Annotated in this window: 20 protein-coding genes; 10 read left to right on the forward strand and 10 right to left on the reverse strand. The window is 56.7% G+C overall.

The features are described 5' to 3' along the window. The 8 genes from NG895_RS05265 to NG895_RS05300 form a co-directional block, all read left to right on the forward strand. A partial coding sequence (locus NG895_RS05265) for a hypothetical protein (RefSeq protein WP_252851416.1) occupies positions 1-1,083 on the forward strand: 1,083 nt, incomplete at its 5' end. An 81-nt stretch (positions 1,084-1,164) separates the two neighbouring features. Then, positions 1,165-1,572 carry a hypothetical protein gene (locus tag NG895_RS05270; protein ID WP_252851417.1) on the forward strand — a complete coding sequence of 136 codons (408 nt, stop codon included), beginning with the start codon at positions 1,165-1,167 and terminating at the stop codon, positions 1,570-1,572. A gap of 6 nt (positions 1,573-1,578) precedes the next feature. Continuing rightward, positions 1,579-3,051 carry a type I restriction-modification system subunit M gene (locus NG895_RS05275; RefSeq protein ID WP_252851418.1) on the forward strand — a complete coding sequence of 491 codons (1,473 nt, stop codon included), beginning with the start codon at positions 1,579-1,581 and terminating at the stop codon, positions 3,049-3,051. A 188-nt stretch (positions 3,052-3,239) separates the two neighbouring features. After that, positions 3,240-4,757, forward strand: a complete 1,518-nt coding sequence (locus NG895_RS05280; RefSeq protein WP_252851419.1) for a restriction endonuclease subunit S — start codon at positions 3,240-3,242, stop codon at positions 4,755-4,757. Positions 4,758-4,759: 2 nt separating this feature from the next. Then, on the forward strand, positions 4,760-5,677 hold the full coding sequence (locus tag NG895_RS05285; protein ID WP_252851420.1) for a hypothetical protein: 918 nt from the start codon (positions 4,760-4,762) through the stop codon (positions 5,675-5,677). 25 nt (positions 5,678-5,702) lie between these two features. Next, positions 5,703-6,524, forward strand: a complete 822-nt coding sequence (locus tag NG895_RS05290) for an FRG domain-containing protein (RefSeq protein ID WP_252851421.1) — start codon at positions 5,703-5,705, stop codon at positions 6,522-6,524. Between the two features lie 73 nt (positions 6,525-6,597). Continuing rightward, on the forward strand, positions 6,598-7,467 hold the full coding sequence (locus NG895_RS05295; protein WP_252851422.1) for a GIY-YIG nuclease family protein: 870 nt from the start codon (positions 6,598-6,600) through the stop codon (positions 7,465-7,467). A gap of 92 nt (positions 7,468-7,559) precedes the next feature. Next, entirely contained in the window at positions 7,560-8,291 is a 732-nt protein-coding gene (locus NG895_RS05300) for an LEM-3-like GIY-YIG domain-containing protein (RefSeq protein WP_252851423.1), read from the forward strand. On the opposite strand, the gene NG895_RS05305 is transcribed toward NG895_RS05300, so the two are convergent. The 10 genes from NG895_RS05305 to NG895_RS05350 all read right to left on the reverse strand — a co-directional run bounded on the left by NG895_RS05305 (position 8,248) and on the right by NG895_RS05350 (position 15,991). Beyond that, on the reverse strand, positions 8,248-8,595 hold the full coding sequence (locus NG895_RS05305) for a phytanoyl-CoA dioxygenase family protein (protein ID WP_252851424.1): 348 nt from the start codon (positions 8,593-8,595) through the stop codon (positions 8,248-8,250). The two genes, NG895_RS05300 and NG895_RS05305, sit on opposite strands and share 44 nt — an antisense overlap. A gap of 132 nt (positions 8,596-8,727) precedes the next feature. Beyond that, positions 8,728-9,081 (reverse strand): hypothetical protein, encoded by a 354-nt coding sequence (locus NG895_RS05310; protein ID WP_252851425.1) that lies wholly within the window; start codon positions 9,079-9,081, stop codon positions 8,728-8,730. A gap of 9 nt (positions 9,082-9,090) precedes the next feature. Further along, positions 9,091-9,309, reverse strand: coding sequence for a hypothetical protein (locus NG895_RS05315; RefSeq protein ID WP_252851426.1), 219 nt, complete (start codon positions 9,307-9,309; stop codon positions 9,091-9,093). Positions 9,310-9,395: 86 nt separating this feature from the next. Beyond that, complete coding sequence (locus NG895_RS05320; RefSeq protein ID WP_252851427.1) at positions 9,396-9,833, reverse strand: helix-turn-helix domain-containing protein; 438 nt, start codon at positions 9,831-9,833, stop codon at positions 9,396-9,398. After that, on the reverse strand, positions 9,830-11,122 hold the full coding sequence (locus tag NG895_RS05325; protein WP_252851428.1) for a DnaB-like helicase C-terminal domain-containing protein: 1,293 nt from the start codon (positions 11,120-11,122) through the stop codon (positions 9,830-9,832). Before NG895_RS05325 ends, NG895_RS05320 begins: the two co-directional genes overlap by 4 nt. Before the next feature lie 262 nt (positions 11,123-11,384). Next, a complete protein-coding gene (locus tag NG895_RS05330) occupies positions 11,385-11,777 on the reverse strand; it encodes a DUF1580 domain-containing protein (RefSeq protein WP_252851429.1) in 393 nt (130 codons plus the stop codon). A gap of 149 nt (positions 11,778-11,926) precedes the next feature. After that, positions 11,927-12,499: a hypothetical protein gene (locus NG895_RS05335; RefSeq protein WP_252851430.1), complete on the reverse strand. Its 573-nt coding sequence runs from the start codon at positions 12,497-12,499 to the stop codon at positions 11,927-11,929. A gap of 229 nt (positions 12,500-12,728) precedes the next feature. Beyond that, positions 12,729-13,859 carry a tyrosine-type recombinase/integrase gene (locus tag NG895_RS05340; RefSeq protein ID WP_252851431.1) on the reverse strand — a complete coding sequence of 377 codons (1,131 nt, stop codon included), beginning with the start codon at positions 13,857-13,859 and terminating at the stop codon, positions 12,729-12,731. Positions 13,860-13,973: 114 nt separating this feature from the next. Then, the gene (locus tag NG895_RS05345; RefSeq protein ID WP_252851432.1) at positions 13,974-15,149 is read right to left on the reverse strand and encodes a tyrosine-type recombinase/integrase; all 1,176 of its coding nucleotides are present in this window, start codon (positions 15,147-15,149) and stop codon (positions 13,974-13,976) included. A 392-nt stretch (positions 15,150-15,541) separates the two neighbouring features. Continuing rightward, entirely contained in the window at positions 15,542-15,991 is a 450-nt protein-coding gene (locus NG895_RS05350; RefSeq protein WP_252851433.1) for a hypothetical protein, read from the reverse strand. Between the two features lie 374 nt (positions 15,992-16,365). Between NG895_RS05350 and NG895_RS05355 the strand changes: the two genes are divergently transcribed. Both NG895_RS05355 and NG895_RS05360 read left to right on the forward strand, forming a co-directional pair. After that, a complete protein-coding gene (locus NG895_RS05355; protein ID WP_252851434.1) occupies positions 16,366-17,310 on the forward strand; it encodes a hypothetical protein in 945 nt (314 codons plus the stop codon). Between the two features lie 194 nt (positions 17,311-17,504). Beyond that, positions 17,505-18,485: an SMEK domain-containing protein gene (locus NG895_RS05360; RefSeq protein WP_252851435.1), complete on the forward strand. Its 981-nt coding sequence runs from the start codon at positions 17,505-17,507 to the stop codon at positions 18,483-18,485. Positions 18,486-18,769 lie beyond the last annotated feature (284 nt).

Raw genomic sequence — 18,769 nt, forward strand, 5'->3', positions numbered from 1 at the left:
ATCTTCAACCTCCAGGACGATGGGCGGCTGGTCGAGATGAACCAGCAGGACTTCGACACCGAGGACGATTTTCAGACATTGCTCGAGCGATACCCCGACCTCTTGGCCGGTGACCAGATACGAAGCGACTCGCCGCGGAGGTGGTTGTTGATCAAACGGGAAATGGGAGTCGCGGACGAGCGAGACGGTGCCGATCGCTGGTCTCTCGACCATTTATTTGTCGATCAGGATGGCATTCCCACACTCGTCGAGGTGAAACGGAGCAGCGATACGCGAATCCGACGGGAGGTTGTTGGGCAAATGCTCGACTACGCCGCCAATGGTGTTGTCCATTGGCCCCTAGAGCAACTGCAAGCAGAGTTCGAGCGGCAGTGCGATCAGGACGGTGTTCAGCCACATGAGCGGCTAGAACAGTTCTTAGGCGAAGACCAGGATGCATCCTGGTTCTGGCAGCAAGTGAAGACGAACCTGCAAGCGGGCCGCGTCCGACTGTTGTTCGTCGCCGACGTGATTCCCAAGGAACTCCAGCGCGTCGTGGAGTTCCTCAACGAGCAGATGGACCCCGCGGAAGTGCTGGCTGTGGAGATACGCCACTTTGTCGGCCAGGGCTTGAAGACGCTGGTTCCTCGTGTGATCGGCCAAACCGCCGAAGCCGAGGCACGCAAGCAGGTCGGCACGACGCGGAAGCCTCCTCTCACGCTCGAAGAGTTGCAGGAGCTTGCCAATGAACATGGAGTTGGCGAGGTCTATCGCGCGATTGCCACTGCAGCCCAGTCCAAGTTTGATGCAGTCCGCACGACACGTAGCAATATCGCTTTCGATGGCATTGGGCCCAATGGGGCGTCAAAGTTTGCCATGCTGAGCTTGTACCCGGCGTTGAGCAAACCCGACAAAGGCTTGTACGCCGAGTTTTACCTCGATCGCATCGCCGCGTACTGCGGTCGTCCACGAGATGAGGTTCTGGCTGCCGTATCGCCATCGCTGACCTGCAGGCCCTACGATGACGGAGAGGTTGGCTCAGGGTACATTAGGTCATTTACTGATGTGGGGCGTCTTTTCACACTTCTGTCGAGTCGATCATGAACCGAGGAAGCCCCAGAATCTTCCAAGCCGCCAAGGGTGGTAGCTAAATTTGAAAACTCCGTCGTCGGAGGATTGTCGGTAATGAACGAAGAAAGCTTCGAGACAGCAGAGGAGCGGGTCGACGCCCTTGTGGAAGAGATTATTCATGCCGTTAAGCCCAAGTTCGATGAAGTATACATCACTGGCACGGGGGCCATTTCCTGCTCCATCTTAGGCCAAGGTGGCTCACCGCGGATTTGGATGTCGTTCTCCCGATGTAGACCACCACTGGCCGACAAGCTGCATTTGCAATTTATCGTCGAGCGTCTTGCAGCGCATTCCGGTCACTCAGTAGACGAAATTGTCTCTGCAATCCAACTCCCGCAGACCGAGATGAAACTTCGCTACAGAGACAAGGAGGGAATTATTGATGGTTTCATCACTTCGATGAACGACATCGCCGCGCTGCTGCAACTATTTCCCGATCGTGCCCCGCTTTCTAGTCCTTGATTAATTATGTCCATATCCACCACCGTTAAATCCATCCAGGACATCATGCGCAAGGACGCGGGCACCTATGGGGATGCCCAGCGGATTGAGCAGTTGGCGTGGATGTTCTTCCTCAAAATACTCGACGACCGGGAAGCCGAAGAGGAACTGCTGCAGGACGACTACCAGTCGCCACTCAAAGACAAATTCCGCTGGCGGAACTGGGCGGCGGACGAAGAGGGCATGACCGGCGATACGCTGCTCGACTTTGTCGACAACAAGCTGCTCAAAGAACTGAAGAACCTGCCCACCGGGGCGGGTGGCAATCCGCGGTCCAGCGTCATTCGCATGGCGTTCGACGATGCCAATAACTACATGAAGAATGGCACGTTGATGCGACAGGTGGTCAACAAGATCAACCAGGTCGACTTCAACAACAGCAAGGACCGCCACCTGTTCGGCGACGTGTACGAGCAGATTCTCAAAGACCTGCAGTCGGCCGGCCACGCCGGCGAATTTTACACACCCCGCGCCGTCACGCAGTTCATGGTCGAGCGGACCAATCCCAAGCTCGGCGAGTCGATCCTCGACCCCGCCTGTGGCACCGGCGGCTTTCTCACCGCCGCCATCGAACACGTTCGCACTCACGATGTGAAAACGGGCAAGCAAGAGGAAAAACTGCAGGCGTCGATCCATGGCGTGGAGAAGAAGCACCTGCCGCACATTCTGTGCATCACCAACATGCTGCTGCATGGCATCGAGGTGCCCGCCAACATTCGGCACGACAACACGCTCAGCCGCCCGTTGCGGGACTACGGCCCGAAAGATCGCGTCGACGTGGTGGTCACCAACCCGCCGTTTGGTGGCATGGAGGAAGACGGCATCGAGCTGAACTTCCCCAAGGCGTTTCAAACCCGCGAGACGGCCGACCTGTTCCTGGTGCTCATCATGCACCGGCTAAAGCCGGGCGGCCGGGGGGCGATCGTCCTGCCCGACGGCACGCTGTTCGGCGAAGGTGTGAAGACGCGGATCAAGGAGCGGCTCTTGACCGAGTGCAACCTGCACACCATCGTGCGGCTGCCCAACGGCGTGTTCAACCCGTACACCGGCATCAAGACCAACCTGCTGTTCTTCACCAAGGGCGAACCCACAAAGGACATCTGGTACTACGAGCACCCCTACCCGCCCGGCGCGAAGAGCTACAACAAGACCAAGCCAATCCGGCTCGACGAGTTCGAGTCGGAGCGCCAGTGGTGGGGGAAGCCCGACGCCCGCGGCGGGTACAAAGGTCGCAAGGCAAACGAGCAAGCCTGGAAGGTCTCGGCCAAGGAGATCGCCGCGGCGGGCTACAACCTCGACATCAAGAACCCGCACAACGCCGACACCGGCCCGGGCGATCCCGATGAGCTGCTGGCCGAATTGCATGCGGTTGAGAGCGGAATCCAAGAGACGCTAGGCCGCCTGCGTTCCGAACTCGCCACGGCGTTGGGGGGCGAGTAACGATGGCGGATTCGGCAACGATGGATTGCACAGCAAGGGGCGACACGACGGCCAAGATGGTCCTAGACAATCTTGACCAACTTACTTGCACGCAATTGGGCCTAAACGGTGTTCGACGCAAGATTCTTGCACTAGCACTGTCTGGGCACATGGCGCCTGAGGCGAGGGAGACGGAAGCTGCGCTAGAGATGCTAGCAAAGCTCCGTGCTGCGGCACCGAAACCGAAAAAAACTAGGGGAACAGGTGCCACCGAAGTGGAGTTGAATGAGCTTCCGTTCGGCAATTGTCGCCACCTCAGCTGGGCAAGAACATCAGAAGTCTGTGCTGTGGAGAAGGGAGCGATTCCGATTCAAAAGGCGGAACCGGGGCCGTACCCGCTAGTCACTACCGGAGAGCAAAGAGGCAGCCATGTTGACTATCAGTTCGACTCACCCGCTGCGATTGTCCCACTTGTCTCTTCCACAGGCCATGGTCATGCAAGCCTAAAGCGGCTTCACTACCAAGAAGGCAAATTTGCGCTGGGTAACATTCTATGTGCCATTACTCCGTTGGACCACGAGCTGTTATCTGCCAGATTTCTCTACGAGTATTTATCGGCCTTCAAGGAGGAGTTGCTCGTGTCTCGCATGGTCGGGACAGCCAATGTTAGCCTCACCATAAAGAAGGTGTGTGAGGTGCCGATTCCCATCGTGAACCGCTCTGTCCAAGAGCGAGTCTATCGGTTGATGAAGCTGTGCGATGAGCTGGAGACCCAGAACACCCGCCGCGGCGAAGTCCGCACCGCCGCCAGCCGCAGCGCGCTGGCGCACGTCACCAGCAGCACCACCCGCAGCGAACTCGAGCGCTCCTGGCAACGGGTGAACGACCACTTCGACTCCTTGTACTCCGTGCCCGAAACCCTCGGCGACCTGCGGCAGACGATTTTGCAGTTAGCCGTGCAAGGGAAGCTGGTCCCGCAGGACCCGGAGGATGAACCGGCGGAGGTGTTGCTGGAGCAACTTGAAGCGAGTGGTGGCAATCCCAACGTCCGGCGTAGTGTCCCGTTGAATGTACCGCGCCCCGACTTTTTAGCTGAGGAGAGTCTACCAGTCAGTTGGAGTATTGCGTCGACGGCGAGACTGCTTCATCTAGGCGCGATTAACGACTTGAAAGATGGTAACCATGGTGCAAACCACCCTAAGGTCGCCGAGTTTACAGCGGAGGGTCTTCCCTTCATCACGGCCGCTCAAGTTAACGAGACGGGTGGAATCGATTACGACAGTGCGTACAAGGTCTCGGGAGATGTGCTTGCCAGGCTTCGAGTCGGATTCGCAAAGCCAAATGACGTGATCTACACGCACAAAGGGAGCGTGGGACGGGTTGCCATCTGCGAACGGGATTGCATTCTCACACCACAAACTACCTATTACCGCGTCAACAGCCGGATATTCGACAATCGCTATTTACGCATCTTCTTGCTGAGTCGGGCATTTCGTCGGCAGGTGGATAACGTTAAGGGACAAACGACGCGAGATTTCGTATCGATCAAGGCCCAGTACAACTTCTATCTCCATGTGCCACCGCTAGCCGAACAAAAGCGAATCGTCGCCAAGGTGGACGGCCTGCTGGCTGAATTGGACGGCATTGCCACACAGCTCGAATCCCGCGGGCAGACGACGCAGGAACTACTGGAAGCGGCTATTCACGGGGTACTGGAGGGGGTGTAACCATGGCGAATCGTTTAGAGGTCAATCCAGAGTACTACGCAGTTGGAAACGGCACGGAATTCGAGCGCTTTGATGCGAGTCGCGTACCCCTGAAAACTGTTTCCCACGTGACCCACTTGAAGAATGCCGTGAGGGTCATTGAAGATGGCTCAGTCCGGGCAGACTTAGTGTTCGATGCGAGCTGCCTAAATGTTACACGGACACGGGTCGTATGGCTGTCCCCGAACGATTGGACCAATGCGGGCGGTTACCGCTATGGCAATGTGAAATTCACGTTGGACTGGCGCTCGCTCATTACCGGCAAGAAGGTGTATTGGGTCGAGGCAATGGATTATAGTCCTCATGCTTGTCGGCTTTTGATTACGGACATCGAGCACAACGAACTGCGCAAATTCGATCCGCAAAATGAACGGGGGCCATGGTTGTGGGACGCGACTACCGACGAACATTGGTGGAACGGCAATTACTGTCTCGAAGTCATGCTTGAGAGCGATCTACTTCTTGGCAGCGGTCAACAAATCGATTTCGTAGAGCATCATGCGAATCGATGTTGTATCGACCATCATTCTTGCCAAGATAAAGGCATCACCCAATCGGATGCCGCAAGCGAGTTTCTTTGCATGCTGGCCGATCGGAGTCTGACACTCCCCGGTGGAGTTTTTGGGGAATCTGCCAGATTCACAATTCGAGGCGTTTGGAACTTAATTGCGCGCTGTATTTCGAGAAGTGCATGCCGTGGACAATCCAATCGAAAGTCGCTTGCCCAAGCACGCGCGTGCCTCGCCGCGTTTGGGCGAAGAGACGCCAACAGTAAAACTGATTTTGCTGAACTCGTAAGCACGTTCCAGAACACCGATGAAGCTATTGCCGCCACTCGCGCGGTGCTGCAAGGCACTGTCGGTTTCGAGTTGCCCGAGTAAAGACCCTAGTGTGCGAGAATCGTTCATGAATCGCAATCCGATTGAACGGGGAGTCGAGGAAATCCAACTCAACTCGTGGGAGGACTTTCAGCCTTTTATTTCCAGCAGATTTCTCCATGGCCCCGCGTTTGTTTACCGAGGCCAATCAGACTTTGACTGGCAGCTCCGATCGAGTATCGATCGTCATGAGGAAGTCTACCCAAAGCGAAAGAACCTCAGTGGAGGAAACCCAGAATTCTTCAACTGCCCCCCACTTACCCACTCGCAGCAACTAGCCGCTTTTCGCCACGCGATGCGCGGTCGGCGAGGCCATCATTCCCCAGAGCTGAATGACGACGAATGCTGGGCTCTGGGACAGCACTATGGGCTTAAGACTCCACTGCTCGATTGGACACTGGCCCCCTTTGCTGCACTGTTCTTCGCCTTTGAAGGGAATAGCGACTCCCAGTTTCGCGGAGTCTATGCTTTTTCGACTAGTTTGCTGGAGAAGAAAGAGATGCGGAATCGCGTTTCTCTGCTCTCACCACACACTGACGAGAATGTCCGCTTGATAGGTCAAGCGGGGCTGTTCCTGAAGCTGCCGAGAAACGAAGACTTGGAGTCCATTGTCCGCGAAGTCTGTGCGGATGAAGACAAGACGGCGTACTTTATTAAGATCAAGATACCAACCACCAAGGCTGACAGGGATGCGTGCTTGATCACACTCAACAAGATGAACATCAACAACATGACGGTCTATCCAGACCTGGATGGCGCGGCGAAGCACGTCAACTCGCTTTGGCAACCAGGCTACGAAGACTTAATCGCCTGGCTGGGACGCAAGACGGAGGAAGATAATGCCAATTGAGTCTGGCATTGACAGACAGATGGCTGCTCGTGACCGTGGTGTCATTCCATCGACTTCTGACTGAGTAACTAACATGACTGCACCGCCCAAGACAATACAAATCTTCCTGCCCGCGGGCGATCCTCAAGGCATACGTGTCGCCGAGATTACTACGCGAATCATGCGGGTGATCGAGGTGCCGCGAAGCCTGTTAAATGAGTTTCTGGCGATGCCGGAAGCGAACCAGGTTGCTCTCTATTTCCTGTTCGGTGAAGAGGACGACACGGATCAACGAGTTTACATCGGCCAGACTGGCGATCTGAAGAGTCGAATGCGTCGACATAACGCCGAGAAAGACTTCTGGGAGCGGGCATTGATCGTCGTGTCACTTACAAACAATTTGACGCAGACTCACGCAGTGTTTCTTGAATGGTACTGCCTTACCGAGTGTCGCGAGGCAGGTCGTTGCGCCGATGAAAACGGCAACGCCGGGAGTCGACCTCACACCCCGGCCCCCATGGAGGCCGACTGCATTGAAATCTTTGACACCGCCAAGACTCTACTGAGCACGCTGGGGTACCCCGTGTTCACGCCGGTGGCAAGTGCTGAATCGAAAACCGATGAGCAGGAACTGTTCTACTGCCGTGGTTCAGAAGCTGATGCACGTGGCCTCTACACGAGCGAAGGCTTCGTGGTGCTGGCGGGGTCCAGTGGCAGGACCAATACAACGGCTTCGTTCGAGAAGTGGAACCTTGGAAAGTCGCGAGATTCACTGCTCGAATCGGGAGTGCTCAAGGAAATCGGCGGACGATTGGTATTTCAAAAGGACCATCTGTTTAAGACCCCCAGCCGGGCAGCCATCATCGTAATGGGCCGTAACGCAAACGGCTGGACGGAATGGAGAGACGAGCATGGTCGCACCTTGGACGAATTGAAGCGTCAAACCGGTGACGAGGACTCCTAGGAAGACGCCCTTCATGGTCTCGCGGTAATTGTAATTGCCAGGACGGTCCAGTATTTCGAGCCGATAAAGTCAGCCAGTGGCAGGTGCCCCCGATGAATCGCTTCAGTCCCAAAGTCGTCGAGAAACTCAAATACTACGTCTACCTCTACATCGATCCCCGCAACGAGCAGGTTTTCTACATTGGTAAGGGCAAGGCCAATCGGGCGTTTTCCCACCTCGGCGAGTTGCGAGATTGCGACAAGGTGCGGCGGATCACCGAGCTGAAGAAATTGAATCTGGAGCCGCGGATCGAGATACTGAAGTACGGCCTGACCGAGAAGGAGGCGCTGCTGGTCGAAGCCACGGCCATCGATCTGCTGGACATATCGAACCTCACCAACGCCGCCCGCGGGCATGGCACTCGCTATGGCGCGCGGGCCAGCGTTCAGGAGATTGTTGATCGATTGGATTCCCGTCCCGCCAAAATTACCGACCCGGTACTGCTGGTGAACATCAGTCGGGCGTTTCACTATGGGATGTCACCCATCGAGCTATACGACGCCACACGTAGTGCCTGGGTACTGGGCGCTAAGAAGGACGAGGTGAAATACGTCTTCGGCGTCTACCAGGGCATCGTACGTGAAGTGTACGAAGTGACGTACTGGCTACCCGGAGGCTCCTCGATGCGCTACGACGACTATCACGGCAATAAAGCCAAATCGCATCGCTGGGAATTCGTCGGCATCCTGGCCCCCGAAGAGATTCGACGGAAATACCTGAATCGATCGGTGGAGGAGTACTTCAAGCGAGGCAGCCAGAACCCGGTGAAGTACGTGAATTGTTGAGGGGGCTGCCATGTACAAGGAGCGGTTCGTCCGAATCGCTCTTCACGCCATCGGCCACGAAGTTGACTACCGCTACCCGCCGCGGTCGATCGCTAAGGTTGGCCTGCGATCCATGGACCGTCAACGGATGATGAAACGTCGCCTCGCCACGGCGGGCCTTCACCACCACGGGGTTCTCAAGGGCATCGCGCTGGCCGTCTGTCATATTGCCAGCTAGTTCCCCTTGTGGCAACAAGTCCCAGCGGTGGCTACCAGGTACGTACTGAATCGAGCCGTTTTCTTCGTCGCAGTCGTCCAAAGGCAATGCGGAGCTCTTTTTCGCTGCTGTTGAACCCAGCGAGCTGAACGAGAAGCTGATGTTTTGCAGATGCCTTGGGAGATCGTTGGGTTGCTGTCCCCTTCAGACTCGTACACCCTCCAAAAATGCCGAAAAAGATCAACAATCTTCGTCGTCCGGCGCAACACCTAACACAGAATTGAGCGCACTATCTCTTCTCGCGTGGTTCTGCTTTACCATCAGCACGCAGATCTCCATCGCTGTGAGGCGGTGGCGGGCGCTCAAACTTTCGTCGCTGACAATCTCCACGACCTTGTCGATGAGGATAGGGCGATCGGCCCGGTGGACAGGCCAACCGTCACGGACAGCCCGCTTGATCAGACGCAGATCTTTGAGCTTGCGGCAATCAAGGTTTAGCGCTGTTGTAGTGGGTCGGCCCCCCCTCCCCCCAAGGGGTGATTCTTCAGAATGCATTGTATCGGCTTCCTTCGGTATTGTGGAAGTGGTTTTCATTGTTGGACCTCAAAATGGGTTGGCGGGCTCACCCAGCCGATTCACCTCGATGGCCCGCCACCGCTCGCGCTCGAAGGCGACGGCGGCTTCCTCGGCGTGGATGCTCTCCTGGTTGAGGTCGCTCACCTGGGGAGCTCGGTACTGGCCGCCGAGCGATCGGTGCAGCCGAGAGCGGAATGGATTCGTGCGAGCGGTTCTCGGCGCTGGTTGGTGGTGTGCGGTGGTCATTTTTTCTTCCGGGGGAAGCCCGCTTTTGCGCGGCTTCCCTTCTGTCTTTCTGTATTGGGCGCACCGTGGTGCACCTGTTATGGTCGTCACGGTGCACCTGTAGGGGTGCACCGTGGTGCACCTGTCTGCGGTGGGGGCAATGTGGGTTTGAACACGCTTGGCGAGCGGTCGGCTGCACCCTTCCGCACCACCTCGATGTAGCCGGATTCGGCCAGCCTTCGTATCACGTTGGTGACTGCTCGACGTTGCAGGCCAGCAGCTTCTCCGATCCGAGCGTGGGTCAAAATCGCAGTGCCCGTCCGCTTGTCGACATGTCGCCAAATGATGATCCACACCATGGCGTCGGACTGCTTCAGGTTGGCGAGGTGCAGGTCGACGAAGATGTTGAACTCGGTAAACCGAGAATCTGCTCGCGTGCGTAGCGGCCTGCCGTTGCTCTCGTGGTGCCCATTCCGCAATGGTACCCGCCGAGCGGTGACTTGCCGCCGCAGTTCGTCCATATTCGCGTCGATGCGATCGATCATGCAAGCGACGCCTCCCCACTATACTCAGCGAATTCATCCCACTCTGACACCTCCGGCGGGGCGATGTGCTCCTGGAAGCGACCTACAAATGTCAATTCGATGTCCCCCATCGCGCCATGACGGTTCTTGATGCACTTGGCTTCCAACTGCCTGCCGTCGACCTTGGGGTCCTGGTGTTCGACGTCTTGCAGGATGAACCCTGTGTCGCAGGCGTACTCGCACTCGCTCGACTCCCGGAACTGACCCTGCCTGCTCATCGCGCTGATGGCGAGCACCGCCGGGCCCTGCATGGCGATCTCTCGGCAGTCGCTCATAACGTCGCTAACGCGTTGCCGCTGGTCGGTTGACTCGGTGGAAGGGCGGAATCGCTGGATGTAGTCGCAGACAACAATGGAGGCTCCTACGCTGGCCGAGAGGGCCTTGAGGCGGGCCATTGTGAAGGGTGGTCCCATGAAGTGCAGGCGTGGCTTCTGGCTAAGCAGGAACTCCGAGGCCTTCATGACCTTGTCGAGGGTTGCGCCTCGATACTGGCGGTCTCGAACAACGCTGTAGGGCACCTGGGCGATGCGAGCCAGTTGCCGGTCGAGGAGTACACCCGGTGGCATCTCGCAGTTCGCTACCAAAGCAACGGTTTCTAAATTCTCCATGAGAATGTTGAAGGTCAACTGCATGGCGAGCGCAGTCTTCCCTGCCCCAGGCACAGCACCTACGAGAATCAATTGCTCGGGGCCGATGTTCAGGCGGTTCAGTTGGCTATTGTTGCCACCAGGCTCCCAATAGGTCATGCGATCAAAGTTGGTCAGCGACTCCTGCCAGTCCTTATACGGGTCGCCCCGACAGCTATTTCGGTCGACAATGGCCGAGGCGTCCGACAACAATCTGGTTAGAATCTCTTCCGATCCTTGCCCATTGCTAGCCTCGTGCGTGACGCGAAGCCCCAGCTCGAGCAACCGACGCTGACGGGCAGCCTCGGCTACCTTTATCGCGTAAAGGCGAGCGTGTGCGGCGGTGGGGATTTCCTCGAGCAGTTCGGCAATGTACTCGCGGGCCAACTCACCAACATCACCACCGCTGGCTCGCATCCGGCGGAGAACCAGTTTCGCGTCGATGGGTTCACCTGCCTGCAGAGCATCATGGCAAGCCCACGCGGCCGCCTGCCCTAGCTCATCGTCAAAGTCGTCAGGCTGGACTGTGGCGAACACCTCCGGGGCGGTGGCGCCATTAATCAACATGGAAGCGATGGTCCACTTTTCGGCCTCAGGATCACGGGGGCGGTTGATCTCGGTCATATTGCCCTCCGCGCGAGCCGCTGGCGGTGCAACTCAAACAACAGCTGCAACAACAGACCTTCTTGTGTAAAATCGTCCGATTGATCTATCAGCCGCCGGAGGGCGGCTATTTTGTCTTCGACCGACTTCGTTGGTTTCGCGGACGCAACTTTTGTGGTAGCCTGCATTTTGTAGGTGTCCTTGAGATTAGCCCCGCGGAGGGTGGTGCTTCCGCGGGGCACTTTTACGCGCCGGCCGCGGGAGCGGGGCTTGGTGGAGAGAATTAAGAAGCCAGTTCCTTCTCGAGTTCGGCCTCGGCACGATCGATGGCCGATTCTTTTTGCTTCGCAGTACGCTGGGGGATGGGCGTACCATTGGCGACAGCGGTGCTTCGCTCAACGAACCGCTCGTAGGCTTCCTGGGTGGTGAAGCGACGGGCGCCGATGTTCATGGTTTCGAGCTTCACGCCACGGACACCGCGGGTCGACCATCGCCAGACGGTGGTGGGGTTCAGCCCCTCTTGTCGGGCGAGCTTACCGAGGCTGAGGCGCTGCTCAGCGAGTAGGACCATGCCGAGCGGCAACAGCGTGGCCACAATGGCGAGATTTGCGACCGAGGCGAGCAGGTAGGCCAGCAGAGCGAGAACTAGGGCAGCGAATGCCAGATTGCGGAACATGAGGGAACGCCTCCGGTTGGGTCTGGAAACAAAGAAAGGGCGTGCAAAGCATTGTTTGCACGCCCTTAATCATTACGGCAATCAGAGGGTTTTTCCGCGACAACCCGCTGCGACTAAGTACTTAGTACGACAAAAAAAATTGCGACTAGCTACTTACTGTCAAGTAGGCCGCGGCGAGCGAGCTCATTTTCAACAGCGGTTCGCCCGAAACGTCGCGTAGATTTGTCCTTCATGTCGTTAATTCGACGCACCAATTCAGAAACATTCTTCGTGCCATACAGGCGGACCGCATCATCGAACCACTTTCTACACTTCGGTGGATCGAAGCGATGGTGTTGTCCGCCATTGCTGAACTTCTTGGTTCTATCGCGACTCTTTGAAGCTTCTCTTGAGTCGCGCAGCCACGCGTCGAACGCACCGGATGCAGTATCACACAGACGCTCAAAACTACCCCCGAGGGCAAGGGCATTTTTTATCGCCCGCGATACTTCGGGATCAGGATTCGACTCGAGGTACTGCAGAAGTTCGTTCGCCGCCTTCTCGATTAGTATCGCTTGAGATTTGCTGGGATGGACGTCTTCGCCATAGTGGGCAATCACCGCTTTGGCGGCTTTGCCCACTTTCTGCAGTTGTTCCTCCAGAGATAGACCGCTTAGGCGGGTGAGTTCATGACGACGGTGTCCACTTGGCTTTAGTGGGTAATCCATGGCAATTCCATCCATTTCGAGTTTACCGAGCCAACCAGCCGGCTTGCCGTGGAGGATGGTAGATACCACGGTTTACCGGCGGGTCGCTCTGCGGGGGATCAATCCCGGAGCTCGGTGAATTGTTGCGGTTCGATTATCCCCGTTTCCGGGTGTCGATTCAATCAGTTGCGCCGGTAGCTGCGCACGTTTCTGAATTCCCCTGCGAGTCGCTACAATCTTTGGCAGTGTTGCAGTCCTCTGGCGACTACGACGCGCGAGCCACGGCTCGAGCAAAATGGTTGTCGGTTGTCCGCAGGTAGTGCCGCTGCGCCGTGGCCAAGCTGTTGCCCACCCAGTCTGCTACTACGTTGGCGGGGAACTCGTCGGTTAGTTCGATTTGGCGCGATGCGCGCATCGAATGCCACAAACGAGGCCAGACTTCGACGCCCGCGGTCTTGATGGCCCGTTGTAGCGGCCGACGCAGGGCGGCGTCGCTGATACCTCGCAGCATCGGCAGGAGCCACTCCTCGCCCTCTTGGGACGTCTCGAAGTATTCACGAAGCAACGGGTAGAGTTCGGGGAAGATCGGCACCACGCGGACGGCACGCCCCGCGTTGGCAGTCTTCGGGCACGGTACCAGCAGGCGGTTTTGTTCCCAGTCGACGTGTCCCCACTTCAGCTGCCGCGGTTCGGACGCCACTCTCAGCCCGCCCCAGCGACTCAGGGCAAACAACAGCTTCCACTCCAGCGTCGGCAGTTCTTGGAGCACCGCCTCGGCGTCGGCTGTCTCGACAAACCGGAAGCGGGCAGTTGGGACGTTGGTCTTCCGCACGCCCTGGAATGGGTTTTCATCAAGCCACTTGTGCCTGATGGCCGAGCGGAAGAATCTGCTGGTGATGGCGGCCCGTTTGTTGGCTGTGGCCTGCGCGAGGTTCTCGTGAGCACGCAACCAAGTGACGAACGCCTGGGCGTCGCCCAGCGTGATGGACTCGGGCTTTCGGTCACTACCAAAGTAGTCCTGCAGGTTGTCTGACGCACGTTCGTAGATCGCCACGGTGCTGTCGGCGAGAGTCGCCCATTCGTTGGCCTTGATGGTGTCGATCATGGCGCCAAGGTTCTTCGGTGCGACGTTAGCAGGCGACTCTATGGCCTCACACAAGCCCTTGGCCGCGAGCTTGGCGCGGAACTTGGGGGCCAACTCGGCAAGCCAGCGAGACGTCTGCGGAGCACGCTGAGTGCCGTAGTTCACCGCGGTGGCGAGCTCTTCGATGTGGTGCAGGATCTTCTTGGCTTCGCTCCGTCGAATCTTGCTGTTAAGACTGACCGTCTCGCGACGATCGCCAACGGTTACGAGTATTCGGTGTCGGCCATTCGGGCCTTTCGCTAGTGATGCCATCGGTTTGGTCTCCTTGTATGAGAAGGCCTCAGCTAGTCCATGCCAGCCGAAGCAGAGGAGTTGGTTCCACCTCAACGGTGCTGTCGAGTTCCACTCAAAAGGCTGACGGCCGGTTCAACCGACCTCACGCGCGACTTCAATTGCTTTGGCCATGTCGCGTTCTGCGTAGACCTCGGTGACCTTGGCTTGGGAATGGCCCAGGTAGACTTGTGCGGCTTCGAGTCCGAAGCGTTTGCGCACCTCGGTGGCGGCAGCATGTCGGAGCCGGTTCGGACTCCATGGCTCGACCTTGGCCTTAATGCAGGCGCGATGGATCGCTCGGGCGTAGCTCGCCGAGTTGTAGCAGTTGCCCGGCTTCCGCTTTGGCTTTCGCTTTCGGTTCGTGCCGGGGCGATCTCCGCATGACAGCGGGGTCACTCGTTGTTGATGTTGAATCGCCCGCCGCTTGGCCTCGCTGTCGCGCGGCTGAAAGCAATAGTCGGACGGATCGCGAGCCAGATAGCGAAGAAGTACCTCCTGGGCCTGGCGACCGAGGCAGACGACCCGCCGTTGCCCGTGATGCTCGGTCTTGTGAGACTGGGGTACGTAGAGCCAGACGTCTCCGCTGCGATCGATGTCGCAGGGCCGCATGATGCAGACTTCGGACGGACGCATGCCGGCAGCCCGCTGCACGCGGACCATATCGGCCGCCACTTCGGGCAGGCAGGGGAGCGTGGCGTCGACCACGGCCGCCTCTACAGGGCGAATAGGCTTCGACTCGGCAGCCGCGGTCTTGCCACGTCGGAGCCCCTCCACGGTTGCCAGGGCGGCGTAGACGCTCTCAGGCACCAATTGTTCCGACACCGCCCAGCGGAAGATCCGCTTGATACGGCCGATGGCCTGATTGACGGTCGAGCGTGCCCAACCGGCTTCGATCAGGCGTTGGCGAACTGCCTTGAGCGCCAGCGGTCCGAAATCCGCAGCATTGGTGCGGGCGTAGAGCTCCTTCAGCGGGCGGATGGCGGCCTTCATGCCGGCCACTTCGGAAGTCTGCTTTCCATCCTTCTCGTAGTAGGCTTTGGCGTGTTTCAGATAGCGGGTCAGCAGTTCGGCGATCGATAGATCGCTGTCGCCGGCCAGCTCCTGGCGTCCGCTGACGAGCCACTCGGCAATCAGCCGATCGTACTCGCGGCGGCTGGCGGCGGTGCCGTGCTTGCCGAGGTAGTGGTCGCGGCCAGAGAGGGTGACGACTGCTTGGCCGGTACCGCGATGTTTGCGGTATTTGGGGAGAGTGTTGCGTAGTGTTGGCATCAGGCGGGTCTCCGTCTGGAGCCAAAACGGTAGGCTACCGTTTTGCGCTCTTGGGAAACACCGCGCTGACGACCGTCGTCAGGGCACGCAACTCGCGATTCGGTGGGACTTTACGTCAAGTGGGCACGACAGAACTCGAATCTGTGACCTCTTGCATGTCAAGCCATTTACTGCGCCAAATAGGCAGAAACGAAACCCTCAAAAACAAGCCAAAAAACAGGATTCCATCATCCTATACACTGGATGAAATGTCTGCAATCGGCTTTTTTGCACCCCATTTACTGCGCGTTTACTGCGCCGAAAATGACCTCTTGCAGGGTAGGCAAGAGTAGCTGCAATCGGCTACATGGCCGACACCCAGGTAGTTAGGACTAACGACCGACTAACGTTGTCTAGAACCCGCTTGAAGACTGTAAAGGTCCGCACCGCTCTTCCAGTAGCAGCTCAAGCTTGTTGATAGCGGCCAACACCTTCGCGCTCGTGCGTTTATCCGGATAAAGATCCAGTTGCTCTTTACAAAAGTGCACCACTTCATTTGCTTGAGAGTGAAACGGGGGTACATGAGACAACTTTTCCATCGCTTTGCGGAGAAGCACAAACGAGTTATGTGTAACCGCTGGCTTTTCAAGAGGGTCGGGCCCAAACGGCAGGCTTTCGGCAAGGCGTTCGAAATTGCCTTTCTCGCGGTGAATGCGACGCTGGGCGTCTTCGCAAATCTCGCGGTCACTTTCACCCATTAAGTAATCGCCGTCTGGAAACGGTGTAATGCGTACCATGACGGCTGCGTCTGCCACCGATACTACAAATGTCCGGGGATTTGGCTGTGTCATGATTCTCGCCATGTGTTCTCTTGCCAGGCCATCCAACCATACCCCGCATGCAGACGACCATATCAAAAAAAAGGGAGTACCCGCATACACTTAGGAGCCGCCTGTGACGGATTTGCCGAGTATGCAGCCTTGTTGGCGTCGTTCCGCAATGCCGCCAAGACGCTAGGTATTGGGCAGTGCCGACCATTCGGGGTTGATCCCGCGTGTTGCCGGCGGCGCCAGCCGATATGGTCCAGGCCGTCGTGAAGTTGCCGTCTCTTCAGAAGTCATGCAGTCGGTGATTATTGGCGAAGTGTTGTTTAGAACTGTATAATGCCGGTCGCGTCAGCGTGAAGCCATGCGTTGAAGCACTTTTGTTCGATGCCATATAGGAAACTCTAAGTACGATGGCAGAGAGTGATCCCTCAAAGAGAATTGCGCCGGCGGCGATCCAGTCGCTCAAGGAAGCGCTAACATACGCATATTGGTATAAGTCCGACCTTCAAAGCTTCCTGACTCACACCGTAAGCGATTCCACCATCCTTGCTCGTCTAGACTGGGGGGACTACAAGCGAAACATCGTCGCCAAACTCGTCGACCATCTCGCGCAGAACGAACACATCTACCAGCGTCAACTGCTTCGCCTGATGACGGAGACTGCAAATATCACCGATTTCAATCACCTAGCACGTCTTGATGACGGCGCAGAAAAGGTCCAAAAAGCTGAGGCTGCTGTTGCAGCACTGAGAAACCAAGTTAAAGGACATGGCGACATTGTAGCAGAAGAGAAGAATGTAGAACGCCGGCGTGCGGAAACGCATCAGAAACTGATGGCTTTGGCCGCTGTCAAAGAACACATCGAGCAACTAAAGCAGGAATACTTTGCCTTGCTCGGTTCCGACAATCCGCAGCAACGTGGTTATAAGCTCGAAAAAATACTTCGGGAGTTGTTCGAAGTATTCGACCTCGATCCCAAAGCGTCATTTCGAATCGAAGGTGAGCAAATTGATGGTGCTTTCACGTTTGAAGCTACTGACTACTTGCTGGAAGCCAAATGGCAGGCAGAACCCGTCAGCGCCAAGCATCTTGACGGGATGGCCGGCAAACTATCTCGAAAGCTTGACAATACACTTGGGTTGTATCTTTCAATCAATGGTTTCTCGGAGGATGGCGTCAAGGCCCACTCTTCTGGCCGACGAATGTTGATTCTCATGGACGGCAGCGATCTTATGGCCGTGTTGGAAGGGCGCATTGATCTAATTCAGCTTTTGCTACGCAAACGCAGAGAAGCTTCACAGACCGGCAATATTTACCTTGGCATTCACGAAATACTCACCGGTAAACACTCTTAGCCACCGCTCGCACCGGCGCGGGTTCTACTTTCATTCTATTGCAGGATGGTCCGGTGTTAATACACTTGCTGGGGCGTGCAAGAAGTTCTGAATGTGAACGCACCGGTGTAGGCTGGTCACGCACGACCTCGGTCTTTGTAGACCGCGCAGCATATGGGAGTTATATAAAGAAGTCTTGAACAGGCTTGCCAATCATGGAAGTCTCCAACTTGAAACAAGTAATTCCCAACCACCAGGGTGCTCGAATGTTGGCGATCCAAGAACTTCGCAAAGAAATACGCTTTGGACTCGCCGTCCTCCAAGGTTACATTCGACCGGGCGGTTCGCTCAATCTTACTGATATCAACGTCCACGCTGAATACTTCGTTGGTGACCTCCTGAACGAAGTTCGCGGGTGGCGTCTGAAGAACACAAACGTTTCAAAAAGCAACTACCCTTGCATCGACCTTATCGACAATCACAATCGAATCGGCATCCAAGTCACCTCCGAAAAAGGTGCTCCCAAAATCAATCAAACTATTAAGTGCCTGGACACTCACGGACTGTCAGCGCATATCGACCATTTCAAGCTGTTTTCGTTGCTGCCCAAGCAAGGCACCTACAAAATCACTGAAACGTGCGCAGGCGTGGCTTTTAATTGGCGAGTCGACGTGCTTGATTTCGACACTTTGCTCCAAGAAATTTACGGGGTCGCCAATCTTGGCAAGATCCAGTCAATCCGCTCCGTCGTTACCTCGGCTATGCCGCGGCTCTTCGCCAGCCGTCGCAAAGTCTTACTTGGTCTCCGCTCGCACCTCGCACGTGATCTCAGCATTTTCGACCGCCAAGTAATGGATGCACCATTTCAACACGAAGACCCTCTCCTTATGTACAAGGCGATTCGCCAGATGCGAGTCACCCTGCAGAAGAATGGATCGTCCCGACTTTCGAACGAAGTGGCTGCTCAAAACTTCGACGCGGCGAAAAACATCCTGACCAAGATGGAGTATCAGGTCCGCAATCAGTTTCCCGATATTCACTATGCAGCCATGAAGGACCAAACGTCTATGACCGACAAGGACGGAGACTTCGGCAATGCAATTACGTTGATGATGCAAATTCGCCAATCCCTGAAACCACTTCTCGATGAGGTTCAACAGGAACTAGATAGAATTGACGCCCAGTTGTTGTCATAGGCCGCTTAGCAGGGCGAAGTTAAATGACACAGTGACGGCGATGCTATGCGTATGCTCACCCAGCACTATCTACAGCAAAACTACCAACAGCACATGCCAGCGAGAACCCCGTCGGCCGCTTGAGCCGAGGGCCTCGCTGCCTCAGTTCGGTCGGCAAACTGCCCCCAGCCAGCACACCCTGCAGAACCGATTGCTTCCCATCATGGCGAGCACCTACCACTCTGGTAGCTAGCCGGACGCCTTGGAGGTACAATCGCGGTTTGCGTAGCTCCTGCGTTTTTAGG

Source organism: Aeoliella straminimaris (assembly GCF_024054565.1).
Lineage (GTDB): Bacteria > Planctomycetota > Planctomycetia > Pirellulales > Lacipirellulaceae > Aeoliella > Aeoliella straminimaris.